4 protein-coding genes are annotated in these 20,147 nt (G+C 72.8%); all 4 read right to left on the minus strand.

Annotation, left to right across the window (positions count from 1 at the left end):
• Position 1 precedes the first annotated feature (1 nt).
• The 4 genes from ACIA5G_RS42370 to ACIA5G_RS42385 all read right to left on the minus strand — a co-directional run bounded on the left by ACIA5G_RS42370 (position 2) and on the right by ACIA5G_RS42385 (position 20,120).
• The gene (locus tag ACIA5G_RS42370; RefSeq protein WP_395933996.1) at positions 2-5,338 is read right to left on the minus strand and encodes a type I polyketide synthase; all 5,337 of its coding nucleotides are present in this window, start codon (positions 5,336-5,338) and stop codon (positions 2-4) included.
• A 21-nt stretch (positions 5,339-5,359) separates the two neighbouring features.
• On the minus strand, positions 5,360-10,831 hold the full coding sequence (locus ACIA5G_RS42375) for a type I polyketide synthase (protein WP_395933998.1): 5,472 nt from the start codon (positions 10,829-10,831) through the stop codon (positions 5,360-5,362).
• 169 nt (positions 10,832-11,000) lie between these two features.
• Positions 11,001-15,671 (minus strand): type I polyketide synthase, encoded by a 4,671-nt coding sequence (locus tag ACIA5G_RS42380; RefSeq protein ID WP_395934000.1) that lies wholly within the window; start codon positions 15,669-15,671, stop codon positions 11,001-11,003.
• A 3-nt stretch (positions 15,672-15,674) separates the two neighbouring features.
• Entirely contained in the window at positions 15,675-20,120 is a 4,446-nt protein-coding gene (locus tag ACIA5G_RS42385; RefSeq protein ID WP_395934428.1) for an SDR family NAD(P)-dependent oxidoreductase, read from the minus strand.
• Positions 20,121-20,147: the final 27 nt, after the last annotated feature.

A 20,147-nucleotide genomic window follows, 5' to 3' on the forward strand; every position in this document is an offset into this window, starting at 1 on the left:
CCTAGCTTTCCAGCTCGTTGTCGAGCAGGTCGAAAAGTTCATCCGCGGTCGCCGAGTCCAGCTCGGCCCGCGAGTCTGCGCCGTCCTCGGAGAAGCGCGCGACACACTCGGCGGCCAGCGTCCGCAGCCGGGCGGCGGCGCGCTGGGCTTCCTCGGCGTCGACCGCGGTCAGCAAGCCTTCAAGCCCGTCCAGCGCGGTGCGCAGCGCCCCGCCGGCCTCGGCTTCGGCGCTGGGCAGCTCGGTGTCGAGGAACTTCGCCAGCGCGGCCGGGTTCGGGTAGTCGAAGATCAGCGTGGCCGGCAGCCGCAGGCCGGTGGCCGCGTCGAGCTGGTTGCGCAGCTCCACCGCGGTGAGCGAGTCGAAGCCGAGGTCGAGGAACCCGCGCTCGGCGCCGATGTCGGCCGGGCCGCTGTGCCCGAGGGCGAGCGCGGCCTGCGTGCGGACGAGGTCCAGCAGCGCCTTCGAACGCTCCTCACCGGACAGTCCGGCGAGCCGGTGGGTCGCCGGCTGGACCGTCACGGTGCTCTTCCTCGGCGCCTTGATCAGGCCGCGCAGCAGCGCGGGGACGCCGTCACCGGCCTTCGCCCGCAGTGTCGGCAGGTCGAGGCGCATCGGGACCAGGAGCGGCAGTTCGCCGCGGACACTCAGGTCCAGCAGCGACAAGCCGTCCTCGATCGACAGCGGGAGGACGCCGTTGCGGTTGATGCGGCCACGGTCGGTGTCGGCGAGGGTGCTCGTCATGCCGCCGCCGGTGTGTTCCCACGAGCCCCAGGCCAGCGAGTGTGCGGGTCGGCCGTTGGCGCGGCGGTGCTGCGCGAGGGCATCCACGTAGGCGTTGGCCGCCGCGTAGTTGGCCTGGCCGGGACTGCCGAGGACGCCGGAGGCGGAGGAGAACAGGACAAACGCGTCGACGTCGCCGACGAGGTCGTGCAGGTTCCGCACCGCGTCGACCTTGGCCCGCAGGACCTGGTGCAGCTGCTCGGCCGAGAGGTTGGTGACCAGGCCGTCGTCCAGGACACCGGCGGTGTGGACCACGGCGTTGAAGGTGTACTTCCCGACCAGGCTTTCGACGGCGGTGCGGTCGGCGACGTCGCAGGCCACCACCTCCGCGCCGAGTTTCTCCAGTTCCGCCGCGCCGGGCGCGTCCGGACCGCGGCGCGAAGCCACGACCAGGTGCTCAACACCCGCGGCGGCCAGGTGGCGGACCACGATCGAGCCGAGGCCGCCGGTGCCGCCGGTGACCAGCACCTTTCCGCCGAGACGGGCTGTCTCGGCTGGTTCGGGCACGTCGGCCTTCGCGAGCCGCGGGGCGAGGAGCCGGGACCCGCGGACGGCGAGCTGCGGCTCGTCCGCGGCCAGTTCGGCGGCGGAACCGTCGGTGTCCACGAGGACGAACCGGCCCGGGTTCTCGGACTGCGCGGCGCGCACCAGGCCCCACACCGTCGAGTGTGCCAGGTCCGGGACGTCCTCGCCGGCGGAGGTGGCCACCGCGCCGGTGGTGACGAACACCAGCTGCGTGCCGGCCAGCCGGGTGTCGGCGAGCCACGCCTGCACGAGGTGCAGGGCCTGCTCGGCGGCCGCGTGCGCCGCGGCGGCATCGGTGCCGTCGACCGGGAGGGAGGTGAAGACCATGCTGGGCGCAGGGAGGTCGTCCAGCTCGGTCAGCAGCGCGGCCAGGTCGGCGAACGAGCCGAGGTCGGCGAAGGCGCAGGCGGGGTCGTCGTCGGAAGTGGCGAGGGCGACGCGGCCGCGCGGGGCGGCCGTCGCCCGGACCGGGAGCCAGTCGAGGGTGAACAGGGCGTCCTTCTCGGAGCGGGCACCGGCGAGCAGCTCGGGCGAGAGCGGCCGCGAAACCAGGGACTCCGCCTGGGCAACCGGGTTCCCTTCGACGTCGGCGACCTCGACGGTGAGGCCGCGGGTGCCGGTGGCGCCCAGCCGGACGCGCAGCGCGTCGGCGCCTGCTCGGTGCAGCCGGACGCCGGTCCAGGAGAACGGGAGACCCGCGTCGGCGGCTTCGGCCAGCAGCCCGGGGATGCCGACCGCCGGGTGCAGCGCGGAGTCCAGCAGGGCCGGGTGGAGGCCGAAGCCGTCGGAGCGGACGTGCTCGGGCAGCGCGACCTCGGCGAAGATCTCGGTGGTGTCGCCTTCGGTGCGGCGCCAGGCTTTCCGGAGGCCGCGGAACGCCGGGCCGTAGGTCAGGCCGCTGTCGGCGATGCGGTCGTAGATGCCGTCGAGGACCACCGGTTCGGCGCCTGCGGGCGGCCACTCGGTCAACGGCCGGGGCGCTTCGCCTCCGCCGGTGCCGAGGAAGCCGGTGGCGTGGGCCGTCCAGTCGTCGTCGGAGTCGGCCGGGCGGGAGTCGAGGCGGAGTGCGCGGCGGCCGTCTTCACCGGCCGGGCCGACGTGCAGCCGGATCGCGACCGCGCCCTGCTCCGGGATGACCAGGGGCGCGGCGAGCGTGAGCTCCGCCAGTTCCGCGCCCTCGCCGGCGTGCAGGGCCAGGTCGATGTACGCGGTGGCAGGCAAGATCACCGTGCCCAGGACAACGTGGTCGGCGAGCCACGGGTGGCTGTGCAGTGACAGCCGTCCGGTCGCGACGAGCGCGCCGTCGGGCAGGGTCAGCGTTGCGCCGAGGAGCGGGTGGGTGCCGACGGCCTGGCCGAACGCGCCGGCGTCGCCGCCCGGCTCGCCCGGGGTGAGCCAGAAGTGCTTGTGCTGGAACGGATACGTGGGCAGGTCGACGAGCCGACCGCCGGGGAGGAGGGCGTCCCAGTCCACGACGGTCCCGGTGACGTGCAGGCGGGCGAGCGCCGACAGCACCGCGCGGGGTTCGTCGAGGTTCTTGCGCAGCAGGGGAACCGCACCTTCGACCAAGGCCGAGAGCGCGCCGTCCGGGCCCAGTTCGAGGAACGTGCGGACACCCGCCTCGCGCAGGCTCGCGACCCCGTCGGCGAACCGGACGGCCTCACGCACGTGCCGCACCCAGTACTCGGGCTCGGTCAGGTCGGCGGGACCGCCGGTCAGGGTGGAGACGACCGGGATCGTGGGCCGGCCGAAGGTGAGCCCGGAAACCACCGCGCGGAACTCGGCGAGCATCGACTCCATCAGCGGCGAGTGGAAAGCGTGCGACACCGGCAGCCGCTTGGTCTTGCGAGCCTGCTCGGTGAACTGGGCGGCGATCGCGGTCACGGCGTCCTCGGCGCCGGACACGACCACGGCTTCCGGGCCGTTGATCGCGGCGATCGACACCCCGTCGGTGAGCAGCGGGACCACCTCGGCCTCGGTGGCCTGCAGCGCGATCATCGCGCCGCCTTCGGGCAGCGCCTCCATCAGGCGGCCACGGGCGGTGACCAGCCGGGCGGCGTCGGCCAGCGAGAGCACCCCGGCGACGTGGGCCGCGGCGATCTCGCCGATCGAATGCCCGGCGACGAAGTCCGGCCGGACGCCCAGGGCCTCGGCCAGGCGGTACAGCGCAACCTCGATCGCGAACAACGCGGGCTGGGTGTTCCCGGTGCGGTTGAGCGCGGCGGCGTCGTCACCCCAGATGACGTCACGCAGACCGGGGTCGAGTTCCGCGAGCACCGAGTCGAAGGCCTGGGCGAAGACCGCCGAAGACGCGTGGAGCTCGCGGCCCATGCCGAGCCGCTGGGCACCCTGCCCGGAGAAGAGGACCGCGAGCTTTCCGTCCACAGTGGACCCGGTGACGACGTTCGTGTCCGGCTCCCCGGCGGCGAGCGCGGCCAGCGCGGTCTCCGGGTCCCCGAGGACGACGGCGCGGTGTTCGTGCCCGGCGCGGCTGCGCGCCAGGGTGAACCCGACGTCGGTGAGCCGCGCAGTCCGCAGTGCGTCGAGCACCCGCCCGGCCTGCGCACGCAGTGCCTCCGGGGTGCGCGCGGACAGCGGGAGCGGGACGACCTCCGGTTCCGGCACAGCGGCAGACTCGCCGGCGGGCGCCTGCTCGAGGATGACGTGCGCGTTGGTGCCGCTGATCCCGAACGACGACACCGCCGCCCGGCGCGGCCGGTCGGCCTCCGGCCAGGGCCGGGCCTCAGTCAGCAGCGAGACGGCGCCGGAAGACCACTCGACGTGCGGGGTCGGCTCGTCGGCGTGCAAGGTCGGCGGCAATACCTCGTTACGCAGCGCCAGGACCATCTTGATCACCCCGGCCACCCCGGCCGCGGCCTGTGTGTGGCCGACGTTCGACTTGACCGAGCCGAGGTGCAGCGGCCGGTCGGCGTCCCGGCCACGGCCGTAGGTGGCCAGGAGCGCGTCGGCCTCGATGGGGTCACCCAGCGACGTGCCGGTGCCGTGCGCCTCGACCGCGTCGACGTCCGAAGTGGACAGTCCGGCCGCGTCGAGCGCCTGCCGGATCACCCGCTGCTGGGACGGGCCGTTAGGCGCGGTGATGCCGTTGGACGCGCCGTCGGAGTTCACCGCGGAGCCGCGGACGACGGCAAGCACCGGGTGGCCGAGCCGCTGCGCGTCGGACAGCCGTTCCACCAGCAGCATCCCGGCGCCCTCGGCGATGCCGAAACCGTCGGCGGCCGCGGAGAACGGCTTGCAGCGGCCGTCGCGGGACAGCCCGCCCTGCTTGCTGAACTCGGCGAACAGGTCCGTGGTGCAGACGACGGTCGCGCCGCCGGCCAGCGCCAGCGAGCACTCGCCGGAACGCAGGGCCTGGGCCGCGAGATGGAGTGTGACCAGCGAAGACGAGCACGCGGTGTCAACGGTGACGGACGGGCCTTCAAGACCGAGGGTGTAGGAAATCCGGCCCGAGACCACGCTGGCCGCCGAGCCCGTGGACAGATATCCCTCGCCCTCGGGGGCCTGCAGCAGCAGGTTGCCGTAGTCCTGACCGTTGGTGCCCGCGAACACGCCGACCCGCTCGCCGCGCAGCGAAGCCGGGTTGATCCCCGCCCGCTCGATGGCTTCCCACGACGTCTCGAGCAGCACTCGCTGCTGCGGATCCATGGTCAGTGCTTCCCGCGGCGAGACACCGAAGAAGTCGGCGTCGAAGTCCCCCGCCGCGTCGAGGAACGCGCCGGTGCGGACGTAGCTGGTGCCCGGACGGCTCAGCTCCGGGTCGTACAGCCGGTCCATGTCCCAGCCGCGGTCGGCCGGCACCTCGGCGACGGTGTCGACGCCGGCGGCCAGCAGGTCCCAGAACCGCTCCGGCGTGTCCGCGCCGCCGGGGAAGCGGCAGCCGATGCCGACGATCGCGATCGGCTCGCTCGCGCGCCGCTCGGCGTCGGCGAGCCGCGCCTGGGCGTCGTCCAGCTCGGCGACCGCGCGCTTGAGGTAGCGGCGGAGCTTGTCCTCGTTGTCCATGTGTTGCACCTCGTTCGAAAGCGGGGGCGGTCAGGCCGAGCCGAAGCGGTCGCCCAGCAGGTCGAGCAGGTCGTCGCCGGTGGCGGCGGCCAGGTCCGCACCGGACACGGCGGCGGCGCCCCGCGCCTGGTCCCACAGCGGGCGCAGCGCCTGCACCCGGTGGGTGATGCGCGCGAGCTCGGACTCGTCGGGGACGAGCGCGGCCAGCGAATCGGGCGTGAGCGCGGTGAGCGCGGCCTCCAGCCGGTCGAGCTCGGCGAGCAGCGGCACCGCGGTCTCGACGGCCGGCTCCCCCAGCTCACCGGCCAGGAGCCGGGCCACCGCCAGGGGGTTCGGGTGGTCGAAGACCAGGGCCGCGGGCAGCGGCAGCCCGGTCGCGGCGGTGAGCCGGTTGCGCAGCTCCAGCGCGGTCAGCGAGTCGATGCCCAGCGCGCCGAACGCGCGTTCGGCGCCGACCTCGGCGGCCCCGGCGTGGCCGAGCACCGACGCGGCCGTGGTGCGGACCAGCTCCAGGAGCCGCTTCTCACGGTCCTCGGTGGACAGTGCGGCCAGCTCGGCGCGGAAGCGGGACGCGTCCACGGTCCGGGTCTCCCCGCTCCCCCGCGCCGGCGTGGGCACCAAGCCGGACAGGATCGCCGGCAGCGCCCCCGCCTTCGCGTCGGCCCGCAGCCGGGCACGGTCGAACGGCACCGGAACCAGCGCGGTCTCACCGGACGCGCAGGCAGCGTCGAACAGGGCGGCGCCGTGCTCGGCGGTCATCGGGACGAGCCCGCCGCCCTCCAAGCGCTGCAGCTGCGCGTCACCGAGAGCGCCGGCCATGCCGCTGCGCTCCTCCCACAGCCCCCACGCCAGCGCGGTGGCCGGCAGGCCGCGGGCGACCCGGTGGGCGGCGAAGGCGTCGAGGAACAGGTTGGCCGCGGCGTACGGGCCCTGGCCCGCGCCGCCGAAGGTCCCGGCGAACGACGAGAACAGGACAAACGCGTCGAGGTCGAACCCGGCGGTCAGCTCGTGGAGGTTCAGCGCCATGTCGACCTTCGGCGCGAACACCCGTTCGACCTGGCCGGGTGTCAGGTCCGGGAGCAGGCCGTCGTCGAACACGCCGGCCGAGTGCACCACGGCGGTCAGCGGGTACTCGCCGGGGATGGTGGCGAGCGCCGCCGACAGCGCGTCCCGGTCGGCGCCGTCACACGCGCAGACCTGGGCTTCGGCGCCCAGTCCGGCGAGTTCCGCGACCAGGGCGCCGGCACCGGGGGTGTCGAGGCCACGGCGGCCGAGCAGCAGCAGCCGCCGGACGCCGTGCGTGGTGACCAGGTGCTTGGCGATCAGCGAGCCGACCCCCTTGAGACCGCCGGTGACGAGCACCGTGCCGCGGTCCCACTTCGGGGTTTCCCCTTGCGGCGAGGAAATCCGGGTCAGCCGCGGCACGGACGCGTGGCCCTCGCGGAGGGCGAACTGGTTCTCGCCGCCCAGCAGCGTCTCGATCAGCACGGCGGTGGACTCGGTGCTGCCGTCGGTGTCCACCAGCACGAACCGCTCGGGGTGCTCGGCCTGGGCAGACCTCAGCAGGCCCCACACCGGAACGTGCGTCAGGTCGATATCGTCCTGCTCGCCGATGCGGACGGCGCCGCTGGTGACCACCACCAGGCGCGAATGCCGCAGGTTCGGCTCGGCGAGCCACTCCTGCACGGTCTTCAGCATCGCCGTGGTCGCGGTGCACGCCTGCTCGGCCAGCTGCGCCGAGGTGGCCGAGGGCTGCGGCGGCAGCGACAGGAAGACGTACTCGGGCGTGGAACCGGCGGCCAGCGCGGTGATGTCGGCATGACGCTCGCCCTGCGCGCCCGCCGCTTCGAGGGCGGCGGTGACCTTGAGCTCGTCGGCACCGAGGAGCGCGAACGTCCCGGACGTCGTCGGCGTGACCGCCGGGTGCTCGACCCAGTCGACCCGCAGCGGCGGCTCGACCGGCGCGGATCCGTCGCCGACCGGGCGCATGACCAGCGAGCGCACGGCGGCGACCTCGGCGCCGGTTTTGTCACTGACCAGCACGGACAGCGCATCCTGACCGGTGGCGCGGATGCGGGCGCGCAGCGTCGTCCCGGTGGGCCGGCGCAGGCTGACACCGCTCCAGCTGAACGGGCCGCGTCCCTGCCCGGGATCGCCGAGCACACCGAACCACGCGCCCTGCAGCGCGCCGTCGAGCAACGCGGGGTGTAGCACGTACGAACCGGCTTCGCGGTGCAGGTCCTGCGGCAGCGCGAGTTCCGTGAAGATGTCGTCGCCGCGCCGCCAGGCCGCGCCGACACACTGGAAGGCCGGGCCCGCGTGGACCCCGACGTCCGCCATGGTCTCGTAGAAGTCTTCGAGGGACAGGCTTTCCGCGTTCTGCGGCGGCCAGGTGGCGAGTTCGCCGGAGTCTTCGTCCGCGCCGGCCGGGGCGAGCAGACCGGTCGCGTTGACCACCCACTCCTCCTCGTCCTCGGCGCGTGAGGCGAGGGTGAACGCGCGGACGTCCCGCTCTTCGGGGAGGTTGACGGTGACCTGGACGACCACCGCGCCGTCACCGGGGATCACGAGCGGTGCGTGGTGGGTGAGCTCGTCCACCCGCGGGTAGCCGAGCCGGCTCCCGGTGTGCACGGCCATTTCCAGCATCGCCGACCCGGCCAGCACGACGGTGTCGCCGAGGGCGTGGTCCGCGAGCCACGGCTGGGCGGCGAGCGAAAGCCGTCCCGACAGGTAGGTCGCACCGGTGTCGGCGGCGTGCAGGACCGCGCCGAGGAGGCCGTGTTCCGCCGGGCGCAGGCCCACGGTGGCGACGTCCTGGCTACTCTGGCGCGGCTCCAGCCAGTAGCGCTGGTGCTGGAAGGCGTAGGTGGGCAGGGAAACCCGGCGCGCACCGGTGAAGACCGGCGTCCAGTCGACGCGGCCGTGGTGCAGGTGCAGCTCGGCCAGCGCGGTCCGGAACCGCTTCTGCCCGGTGTCCCGGCGCAGCGTCGACAGCACCGGCAGGCCGTCGGCCGCCTCTTCCAGGGGCGCGCCCAGCACCGGGTGCGGGCTGACCTCCAGCACGTGCGTGAAGCCGTTCTTGAGCGCCTCGACCACCGTCGGGAAGAACTTGACCTGGCTGCGGAGGTTCTCCAGCCAGTAGTCCCCGGTCAGCGTCGCCGTGGTGATCGCCTCGCCGGACACGGTCGAATAGAACGGGATTCCGGTGGACTTCGGGGCCACCGGCTCCAGGTCTTCGAGGATGACGTCGGCCAGCTGCCCGACCTGCGGGTGGTGCGACGCGTAGGAGACGCCGATGCGGCGGTAGTGGACACCCTCGTTCTCGCAGACGACGGCCAGCTCGTCGAGCGCGGTGACGTCGCCGGACACGATGACCTGCGCCGGGCCGTTCACCGCCGCGACCGCCAGCTTGTCGCCCCACGGCTCGATCAGCTCGGCCGCACGTTCGGCGGACACCAGGATCGACGACATCCCGCCGATGCCTTCGAGGGCCTTGAGAGCGCGAGCCCGCAACGCGACCACGCGCGCACCGTCCTCAAGGGACAGTGCGCCGGACACGGTTGCCGCGGCGATCTCCCCTTGCGAGTGGCCCACCACCCCCGCGGGCTCAACACCGTACGAGCGCCACAGAGCCGCCAGCGACACCATGATCGCCCACAGCAGCGGCTGCACAACGTCGACCTGACCGAGCGCGGACTCGTCGGCGAGCTTGTCGAACAACGACCAGTCGACGAACTGCGACAACGCCGCGTCACACTCACGCAGCCGCGCGGCGAACACCGGCTCCAGCACCGCGAGTTCCAGTCCCATGTGGACCCACTGCGAGCCCTGGCCGGGGAACACCATCAGCACCCGGCTCGGCGCGCCGGAACCCGATCCGGTCAGCGGCAGATCCGCCAGCCCGGCGAGGAGTTCGTCGCGGTCGGCGGCGACCACCGCGCCGCGGTGTGCAAACGCCGTGCGGCCGAGCAGTGAGAAACCGAGGTCGGCGACGGACAGCTCCGGGTGCGCCAGCACGTGCTCGCGCAGCCGGGACGCCTGGTCCCGCACCGCTTCCGGAGTGCGGCCGGACAGCACCACCGGGATCGCGCCGGCCGGTACCCCGGCACGCTCTTCGGCTTCGGCCTCCGGCGCCTGCTCCAGGATGACGTGCGCGTTGGTGCCACTGATCCCGAACGACGAGACCCCCGCGCGGCGAGGCGCGTCGGACTCCCACGGGCGAGCTTCCTGCAGCAGCTCGACACCGCTGCCGGCCCACTCGATCTTCGACGACGGTGTCGACGCGTGCAGCGTCTTCGGCAGCACACCCGCCCGCAGCGCCTGCACCATCTTGATCACACCACCGACCCCCGCGGCGGCGGCCGAGTGCCCGATGTTCGACTTGAACGAGCCCAGCCGGAGCGGCCGCCCGGCCGGGCGGTCCTTGCCGTAAACGGCGATCAGCGCGTCGGCCTCGATCGGGTCGCCGAGCGACGTGCCGGTGCCGTGCGCCTCGACCACGTCGACGTCGGCGGCGGACAGCCTTGCGTCCTGCAGCGCGGCGAGGATCACGCGCTGCTGCGACGGGCCGTTCGGGGCGCTCAGGCCGCTGCTCGCACCGTCCTGGTTGGTGGCGGAGCCGCGGACGACGGCCAGCACCTCGTGCCCGTTGCGGCGGGCCTCGGACAGGCGCTCCAGCACCACGACCCCGACCCCCTCGGACGCGCCGAAGCCGTCAGCACCGTCACCGAAGGCCTTACAGCGGCCGTCCGGGGCCAGCGCACGCTGCTGGCTGATCTCGATCTGGCCCTGCGGGGTGGACATGATGGTGACGCCGCCCGCGAGGGCGAGGGTGCATTCGCCGCTGCGCAGGGCGCGGGTCGCGAGGTGCAGGGAGACGAGCGAGGACGAGCAGGCGGTGTCGACGGTGACCGCGGGCCCTTCCAGGCCGAACGTGTAGGCCACCCGGCCGGAGATGACGCTGGCCGCGCTGCCGGTGAACAGGTAACCCTCGTACTCCTCGGAGATCCCGCGGGCCGCGGCGGTGTAGTCGTCCGACCAGCCGCCGATGAACACGCCGGTGCGGCTGCCGCGCAGCGAGCGCGGGTTGATGCCGGCGTGCTCGATGGCCTCCCAGGACACTTCCAGGAGCTGCCGCTGCTGCGGGTCCATGACCACGGCCTCGCGGGGCGAGATGCCGAAGAACTCCGCGTCGAACTGGTCGGCGCCGCGCAGGTAGCCGCCGCGGCGGACGTAGGTCTTGCCGGGTTTGGCCGGCTCCGGGTCGAAGATCGCGTCGTGGTCCCAGCCGCGGTCGTCCGGGAAGGCGCCGATGGCGTCGACCTCGTCGGCCACGAGCTGCCACAGCGCGTCCGGGCCGTGCACCCCGCCGGGGTAACGGCAGCCCATGCCGACCACGGCGATCGGATCGTGGTCCTCGAGTTCGCGCACCCGCTGACGGGTCTGCTGCAGATCGGCGGTGACCAGGCGGAGGTATTCGCGGAGCTTCTCGACATCAGCCATTTCAGCTTCGACCTCATTCGGCGCAGGCGGGCGGTTCGACGACCGCGAATTCCAATTTCCACGCTATGGACCGGCCCCGGCGCCGACAACCCCTAGCTCTCCCCTAGACACCCCTGCGCCCCCGCCGAGCTGGGGAAGCTCGCCGGGGGCGCAGGAGGGGAAGCACGGGTCAGGCGGTCATCCCGTTGTCGATGAACTCGAACAATTCTTCGTCCGTTCCGAAATCGAAAGAATCGCCGGAAGAACCGGATTCACCGTCGATCCATTTTGCGAGGAACGACTGCAGGCCGACCTTGAGTTGCGCCCGGGTGATGCCGTCCGGGCCCGCCGCGGCGAAGGCCTGGCCGAGTTTGTCCAGCTCGGTGAGCACCGACGCGGCCGTCGTCGAGTCGTCCGGGGCGAGCCGGCCGGCGAGGTACCGGGCCAGGACGGCCGGGGTCGGGTAGTCGAACGTCAGCGCCGTCGGCAGCTGCAGCCCGGTGAGCGTGTTCAGCCGGTTCCGCGTTTCCACCGCGGTGAGCGAATCGAACCCCAGCTCGGTGAACCCGCGGCCGGGGTCGATCGCGGCGGGGGACGCGTGGCCGAGCACCGCGGCCGCCTGGGTGAGCACCAGGTCGAGCAGCACGCCCTCGCGGTCCGCGGCCGGTGTGTCAGCGAGCCGCTGCCGCAGGGTCGTTCCCGCGTCCGCCGTGGCGACGGCGGTTGCGGGCGCGGTCATGGGCAGGACAGCCTCGGGCAGCTGGTCGAGCAAAGCCCGGGGTCCGTGCCGCTCGACCAGGCGTGGCCAGTCGACGTCGGCGACCCCCACGGCGACGTCCTGGTGGTCCAGGGCCAGGCCGAGCGCGGTGACGCCGGTCGGCGCGGCCATCGGGGCCACGCCTTCCTTGCCGAGACGCTCGGCGATCGTCTCGTCGGCGGCGAGCCCGGTGCCGCCCCACGCGCCCCAGGCCACCGACGTCGCCGGGAGCCCGGCCGCGCGACGCTGTTCGGCGAGCGCGTCGAGGTAGGCGTTGGCGGCGGCGTAGTTGGCCTGCCCCGCGTTGCCGATGACGCTGGCGAAGGACGAGAACAGCACAAACGCGTCGAGGTCGTGCGTGAGTTCGTGCAGGTTCCGGGCGGCGTCCACCTTGGGCCGCAGCACGGTGGTGAACCGGTCCGGGGTGAGCGAGTCGAGCGCGCCGTCGTCGAGGACACCGGCCGCGTGGAACACGGCGCTGAGCGGCCCGACGCCGTCCAGGAGCCTGCGCAGGGCGTCGCGGTCGGCGGTGTCGCAAGCCGCGATGGTGACGCCGGTGCCACACGCGCGGAGCTCTTCCGCCAGCTCAGCCGCGCCTTCCGCGGCCTCGCCTCGACGACTGGTGAGCACAACGTGCTCGGCGCCGTTGCCGGCGAGCCAGCGGGCGACGTGCGCGCCGAGCGCGCCGGTGCCGCCGGTGACCAGCACGGTCCCGCGCGGCCGGTACTCCTGCCCGGCGGCCCCGCCGACCGGGCTGCGAACCAGGCGTCGGCCGAACAACTCGCCGTCCTGGACGGCGACCTCGGCCTCGGTGCCGGAGAGCGCGGCGACCAGCAGGTCGTCGCCCGCGTCGGCGGGCAGGTCGACCAGGCCGCCCCAGCGCTGCGGGGCCTCGATGCCGGCGACGCGGCCGAAGCCCCAGAGCTGGGCCTGCACCGGGTCGACGTCCCCCGGCTCGCGGGTCGGCGAGACCGCGCCACGGGTGACGCACCACAGGCGCGCCCCGGATTCGACGTCGCCCATGGCCTGGGTCAGGTGCAGCGTCGGGATGAGGCCGAGCAGGGAAAGCACGCCCGTGAACGGCTCGCCGGTGAGCAGTTCCGCAAACGCCGCGCGGTCCGTGGTCGCGTCGACCACCACGTGGACGATCTCGGCGCCCCGGTTGTCGAGCCGCGGCGCTTCGACGCCGGGCGGGGTCAGGACCAGCCACCGGCCGGTGAGCCGGGCCGCGACGGGCCGAGACAGCGGTGTCCAAGTGACGCGGTAACGGAGGGCGTCCTGGCTCGACCGCTCCTCGCGCCGGCGCTGCCAATCGGACAGCGCCGGGAGCACCGGGCCGAGGGTGGCACCCGTGATGCCGAGGGTTTTGGCGACCTCGTCGACGTCCTCCTCACGGATGGCGGTCCAGAACGCGGCCTCGGCGGCGTCCGTGGACCCCTTCGACTTGGGCGCGTCAAGCCAGAACCGCTCGTGCTGGAAGGCGTAGGTGGGCAAGGGAACCCGGCGCGCGCCCTCGAACAGCGGCGCCCAGTCGACCCGGCCGTGGCGGACGTGCAGCTCGGCCAGCGCGGTCCGGAACCGCGGCTGACCGCCTTCGCGGCGCAGGGTCGAGAGCACCGGGAGGCCTTGCGCGGCCTCCTCCAGCGGCGCGCCCAGCACCGGGTGCGGGCTGACCTCCAGGACGTGCGTGAAGCCCTGCTTCAGGGCCGCCACGACGGTCGGGAAGAACTTCACCTGGCTGCGGAGGTTCTCCAGCCAGTAGTCGCCGGTCAGCGTCGCCGTGTCGATCGCTTCGCCGGAGACGGTCGAGTAGAACGGGGTCTCGGTGGTCTCCGGAGACACCGGCTTGAGGTCTTCGAGGATGACGTCGGCGAGCTGGCCGACCTGCGGGTGGTGCGAGGCATAGGAAACGTCGATGCGGCGGTAGCTCGCGCAGGTCTCGGCGAGTTCGTCCAAAGCGGACACCTCACCGGACACGATCACCTGCGCCGGACCGTTCACGGCCGCCACGGCGAGCTTCTCGCCCCACGGCTTGACCAGCTCGGCAGCCTGCTCGGCCGGCACGCGGATCGACGCCATGCCGCCGATGCCCTCGAGCGCCCGGAGAGCGCGAGCCCGCAACGCCACCACCCGAGCGCCGTCGCTCAGCGACAGCGCACCCGAGACGGTGGCGGCGGCGATCTCACCCTGGGAGTGGCCCACCACACCGGCAGGCTCAACACCGTAGGAACGCCAGAGAGCCGCGAGTGACACCATCATCGCCCACAACAACGGCTGCACCACGTCGACCTGGCTGGTCTCCTCCGCCAGCTTGTCGAACAACGACCAGTCCACGAACTCCGCCAAAGCCGCGTCACACTCACGCAGCCGCTCCGCGAAGACCGGCTCGCGCTCAGCGAGATCCAGGCCCATCCGGACCCACTGCGAACCCTGACCCGGGAACACCATCAGCACCCGGCTCGGCCCGGACCCGGTGCCGACCAGCGCGAGGTCGTCCAGTCCGGCGACAAGTTCGTCGCGATCGGAAGCAACAACCGCGCCACGGTGGGTGAAGCTCGCGCGGCCCGTGGCCAGCGAGAAGCCCAGATCGCCCAGGGACAGCGACGGGTGCGCCAGCACGTGGTCCCGCAGCCGCGCGGCCTGGTCCCGCAGCGCCTCCGGCGTACGCCCGGACAGCAGCACCGGCACCGCACCCGTCACCTCGGCCGAAGTGACCTCGCCCGAAGGCGCTTGCTCCAGGATCACATGGGCGTTCGTCCCGCTGATCCCGAAGGACGACACCCCGGCCCGGCGAGGCGCGTCCGACTCCCACGAGCGAGCCTCCTGCAGCAGTTCAACACCACCGCCGTCCCACTCGATCTTCGACGACGGCGTCGACACATGCAGCGTCCGAGGCATGACCCCGGCCCGCAACGCCTGCACCACCTTGATGACACCGCCGACCCCAGCCGCAGCCTGGGCGTGCCCGATGTTCGACTTCAGCGAGCCAAGCCACAGTGGACGGCCCGCCGAGCGCTCGGCACCGTAAACCGCTTGCAGCGCCTGGACTTCGATCGGGTCGCCGAGCGCGGTGCCGGTTCCGTGCGCCTCCACGAGGTCGACGTCAGCAGCGCCGAGACGTGCATTCCGGAGAGCAGCCTGGATGACTCGCTGCTGCGACGGACCATTCGGCGCCGTCAGACCGTTGGACGCGCCGTCCTGGTTGACCGCCGAACCACGGACCACGGCAAGAACCTGATGCCCGTTGGCGACGGCGTCGGAAAGCCTTTCCAGCAGCAGGAACCCGATGCCCTCGGCCGCGCCGAAGCCGTTCGCGTCGTCCGAGAACGCCTTGCACCGGCCGTCCGGGGCGAGCGCGCGCTGACGGCTGAGGCTGGTGAACGTCGCCGGGGTGCACATGATCGTCACGCCGCCGGCCAGGGCCAGCGAGCAGTCCTGGTTCCGCAGCGACCGGACCGCGAGGTCGATCGCGACCAGCGACGACGAACAGGCCGTGTCGACCGACATCGTCGGCCCTTCCAGGCCGAGGGTGTAGGCGATGCGGCCGGTGGCGGTGCTGGCCATGTTGCCGTTGTCGAGGTAGCCCTCGAGGTCGGCGGGAACGGTGTCCAGCCGGGTCGAGTAGTCACTCTGCAGGACCCCCGCGAAGACGCCGGTGAGGCTGCCCTTCAAGGAGTCCGGGTTGATCCCGGCGTCCTCCAGGGTTTCCCAGGCGACCTCCAGCAGTTGCCGCTGCTGCGGGTCCATGGCCAGGGCCTCACGCGGCGAGATCCCGAAGAAGCCCGCGTCGAAGCTGGTGGAATCCCGGACAAAACCGCCCGAGCGCACGTACGTCTTCCCGGCCGCGTCGGGATCGGCGTCGAAGAGCGTGTCCATGTCCCAGCCGCGGTCGGCGGGGAACTCGCCGATCACGTCGGCGCCCTCGGTGACCAGGCGCCACAGGTCCTCGGCCGACGTCACGCCGCCGGGGAAGCGGCAGCCCGTACCGACGATCGCGATCGGCTCGTGCGCGGCGTCCTCGACCTCCACCAGCCGACGGCGGCTGCGCCGCAGCTCGGTGGTCATCCACTTCAGTTCCTTGAGCAGCTTTTCGTCGTTCGGCATGGGTCAGGACCTTCCGAATTCCTTGGCGATGATGTCGAGCAGTTCGTCGGCCGAGGCGTCGTCGACGTCGTCCCCGGTGGCCTCGGTGCCGCCGGTCCAGCGGTCGAGCAGTGCCCGTAGCCGCTCGGTGATCTCCGCCCGGTCCTCGTCGGCGACGGCGCCGGCCAGCGCGCTCTCCAGGCTGTCGATCCGGTCCAGCACCGGGGAACCACCCGCCGCCTGCTCCGGGGCGAGGTCGGCGTGCAGCAGCCGCGCGACGTGCCGCGGGGTCGGGTGGTCGTAGATCAGCGTCGCCGGCAGCCGGACGCCCGTCTGGGCGTTGAGCCGGTTCCGCAGCTCGACCGCGGTCAGCGAGTCGAAACCCTGGGTCTTGAACGGCTGGTCCAGGTCGGCCGCGTGTTCCTCGGCGTGCCCCAGCACGTGGTTCACCTGCGCGGCGACGATCGACTCCAGCAGGTGCAGCTGCTGGTCCGCGTTGAGCGCGGCCAGCTGCCCTGCCAGACCGGTTGTCACCGTGGCGGTGTGCGCGCTGGACCGCGTCGCCTTGGTCAGTGCGCGGAACAACGGCTCGGGCTGCGTGCCGACGGTCAGCGCGATCGGCACGTAGTGCGGGTGGGTCGAGGTCATCGCCGCGTCCAGCAGGCCGAGGGCGTGCTCGGCCGACAGCGGCCGCATCCCGTCGGCGGCCATCCGGGACCGTTCGGCGTCGCTGAGGTGCCCGGTCATGCCGGACGCGTCGTCCCACAGGCCCCACGACAGCGAAAGCCCGGGCAGGCCCTGCGCCCGGCGCCGGCGAGCCAGCTCGTCGAGGAAGGTGTTGGCAGCGGCGTAGTTGGCCTGCCCGGCGTCACCCAGCACACCGGCCGCGGACGAGAACAGCACGAAGTGCGACAGCGCCAGGTCCCGCGTCGCCTCGTGCAGGAGCGTGCCCGCGACCACCTTGGGCCGCAGCACCTTCGCCACCTGCTCGGGCGTGAGGTTGACCGACAGGCCGTCGTCGAGCACCCCTGCCGTGTGGAACACCGCGCCCACGTCGGGGTGCTCGGCGAACAACGTCTGCACTGCGTCACGATCGGCGACGTCACACGCGACGATGTCCACGGATTCGGCGCCCAGCCCCAGCAGTTCGTCCTGGAGTCCCCCGGCGGCTTCGGGGCCGCGACGCGAGGTGAGGATCAGGTGCTGCACGCCGTGCCGTGTGACGAGGTGCCGGGCCAGCAACACGCCGAGCGTGCCGGTGCCGCCGGTGACCAGCACCGGACGGGCCGGGTCGAGCGGCTCGGGCAGGGTGAGCACCACCTTGCCGACGTGCCGGGCCGCCTGTACGAACCGCAGCGCCTGCCGCGCCTGCTGCATCGGCCACGACTTGACCGGCAGTGGCACGAGCACGCCCGCGCTGAACAGCCCGTGCAGCTCGGTGAGGATCTCGTGCAGCCGGTCCGGGCCGGCCTCGATGAGGTCGAACGCCCGGTAGGACACTCCTTCGTGGTCCGCGGCAACGGTTTCCGGGTCGCGGACGTCGGTCTTGCCCATGTCGACGAACCGGCCGCCGGACCGCAGCAGCCGCAGCGACGCGTCGGTGTGCTCGTGCGCGAGGGAGTTCAGGACGACGTCGAGCCCGCCGGCCACCTCGCGGAAGTCGGCCTCGAAGTCGAGGGCCCGCGAACTGGCGATCCGGTCGAGGGGGACGTCGAGGCCACGCAGGGTGTCCCACTTCGCCGGGGACGCCGTGGTGAACACCTCCGCGCCCCAGTGCCGGGCCAGCTGCAGCGCCGCCATGCCGACCCCGCCGGTCGCGGTGTGGATCAGCACCTGCTCCCCCGCCGTGAGCTCGGCGAGGTCGGCGAGGGCGTAAAAGGCCGTGAGGAACACCACCGGGGTCGCACCGGCCTGCTCGAACGTCCAGCCGTCGGGGATGGAGACGACCAGCCGCGCGTCGGTGACGGCCAGAGCGCCGAAAGTGGCGCACTCGGTGAACATGCCCATCACGGCGTCGCCGACGCGGACCGAGTCGACACCGGGGCCGACCTCGACCACGACGCCGGCGGCTTCACTGCCCAGCACCGCGTCCGGGTCCGGGTACATGCCCAGGCCGACCAGGACGTCCCGGAAGTTCACCCCCGCCGCGCGCACGCGGACCCGGACGTGCCCGGGCTCCAGCGGTGCGACGCCGGCGTCGTAGGGCACCGGTTCGGCGGTGTTGCCGATCCGCCAGCCTCCTTCGGGGAGGGTGAGTTCGGCGCCGACACGGCCGAGGCGGGGCACCCGCGTCGTCCCGTCGAAGACGCCAGCGACGGGCTCGTCGGTGGCGAGGACGGCTTCATCCACTTCGGACCCGTCGGTGACCAGCAGCGAGACCCGGCCGGGGAATTCGGCGGCGACCGTGCGGACCAGGCCCGGCAGGCCCGCGTTTTCGAGGATGTCGGCGCATTCGACGACCAAGCGCGCCTCACCCGGCTCCGCCAGCCACTGCTGGATGCGCCGCAAGGTGGTCTTGACGACTTCGTTCGCGGTCAGCCCGCCGGGGACCGGCCACCGCACGATCTCGGCGGACGCCGAGACCGGCGCGGGAGTCCAGTCCTGCCAGTCGACGCGGTACATCACGTCACGCAGCCGCACCGCGGGCCCGGCGGCCTGGGCGGGGCGCGAGATCAGCTCGTCCACCTGCGCGACGAGGGCGCCGGTGGAGTCGGCGGTCGTGACGCTGACGCCGTCCTCGCCGGTCGGGGCGACCCGGACCCGCAGCGCGCGGGCGCCGGTGGCGAACACCGAGACCCCGCGCCAGGAGAACGGCAGCCGGGTGGTGCCGTCACCGTCACCGAGCTCGGCGGCCTGGACGGCGGCGTCGAGCAGCGCGGGGTGGATGACGAACCGGTCGGCGGCCTGGTCGTCGGGCAGGACGACGTCGGCGAACAGCTCCTCACCCCGGCGCCACGCCCGCCGGAGGCCCTGGAACACCGGCCCGTAGCTGAGCCCGGCGTCCGCGAGCGCGGGGTAGAACGTGTCGACGGCGACCGGCTGCGCGTCCTGGGGCGGCCACACGGACAGCCCGGTCTCGGTGGCGGCCGTGCCCTTGACCAGGGTGCCTTCCGCGTTCTGGACCCAGTCTTCGTCCGCGGACCGCGAGTGGAGGGAGAAGGCGCAGCGGCCGGTCTCGTCGGGTGCGTGGACCGTGACCTGGACGTCCGCCGGGAGCGTGAGGGGCGCGTGGTGGGTCAGCTCCTCGACCCGCGGGCAGCCGAGCTGGTCACCGGCGTGGATCACCATCTCCAGCATCGCCGCGCCGGGCAGGATCACGGTGTCACCGAGGGCGTGGTCGGCCAGCCACGGCTGGGCCGTGAGGGAGAGCCGGCCGGAGAGGTACACCGAGCCCGACTCCGCCGAGTGCAGGACCGCGCCGAGCAGGCCGTGCTCCGCCGGACGCAGCCCGGCCGAGCGGACATCCCCGGCGTCACCGCCGGACTCGAGCCAGTACCGCTCGTGCTGGAAGGCGTAAGTGGGCAACGGAACCCGGCGGGCGCCCTCGAACACCGGCGTCCAGTCGACGTGTCCACCGTGGACGTGCAGCTCGGCAAGTGCGGTCCGGAACCGCTCCTGGCCACCGTCGCGGCGGAGAGTCGACAGCACCGGGACGTCCTGGGCCGCTTCCTCCAGCGGCCCGCCGAGTACCGGGTGCGGGCTGACTTCCAGGACGTGCGTGAAGCCGCGCTTGAGCGCTTCGACGACGGTCGGGAAGAACTTGACCTGGCTCTTCAGGTTCTCCAGCCAGTAGTCGCCGGTCAGGGTCGCCGTGTTGATCTGCTCGCCGGACACGGTCGAGAAGAACGGGATCTCCGTGCTCTCCGGCGACACCGGCTTGAGGTCTTCGAGGATGACGTCGGCGAGCTGGCCGACCTGCGGGTGGTGCGACGCATAGGAAACGTCGATGCGCCGGTAGCTCTCACACCGCTGGGCCAGTTCGTCCAAAGCGGACACTTCACCGGACACGATCACCTGCGCCGGGCCGTTCACCGCCGCCACCGCGAGCCGCTCGTCGATCAGCTCCGCGGCCTCTTCGGCCGACACCCGCAGCGACGCCATCCCGCCGATGCCTTCCAAGGCCCGCAACGCCTTCGCCCGCAAGGCCACCACCCGGGCACCGTCCTGCAGCGACAGCGCACCGGACACGGTCGCCGCGGCGATCTCGCCCTGCGAATGGCCGACCACACCGGCGGGCTCGACCCCGTGCGAACGCCACAGCGCGGCCAGCGACACCATGATCGCCCACAGCAGCGGCTGCACCACGTCGACCTGGCTGGTCTCCTCCGCCAGCTTGTCGAACAACGACCAGTCCACGAACTCCGCCAAAGCCGTGTCACACTCACGCAGCCGCTCCGCGAACACCGGCTCACGCTCGGCCAGGTCCAAGCCCATCCGGACCCACTGCGAACCCTGACCCGGGAACACCATCAATACCCGGCTCGGCCCGGACCCCGA

Source organism: Amycolatopsis sp. NPDC051758 (assembly GCF_044453095.1).
In the GTDB taxonomy this organism is placed as follows: Bacteria; Actinomycetota; Actinomycetes; order Mycobacteriales; family Pseudonocardiaceae; genus Amycolatopsis.

Bases quoted from the DNA above. Each gene is read 5' to 3' on its own strand.
- ACIA5G_RS42375 (WP_395933998.1), bottom strand. From the start codon at position 10,831: ATGGCTGATGTCGAGAAGCTCCGCGAATACCTCCGCCTGGTCACCGCC.
- ACIA5G_RS42380 (WP_395934000.1), bottom strand. From the start codon at position 15,671: ATGCCGAACGACGAAAAGCTGCTCAAGGAACTGAAGTGGATGACCACC.
- ACIA5G_RS42385 (WP_395934428.1), bottom strand. From the start codon at position 20,120: ATGGTGTTCCCGGGTCAGGGTTCGCAGTGGGTCCGGATGGGCTTGGAC.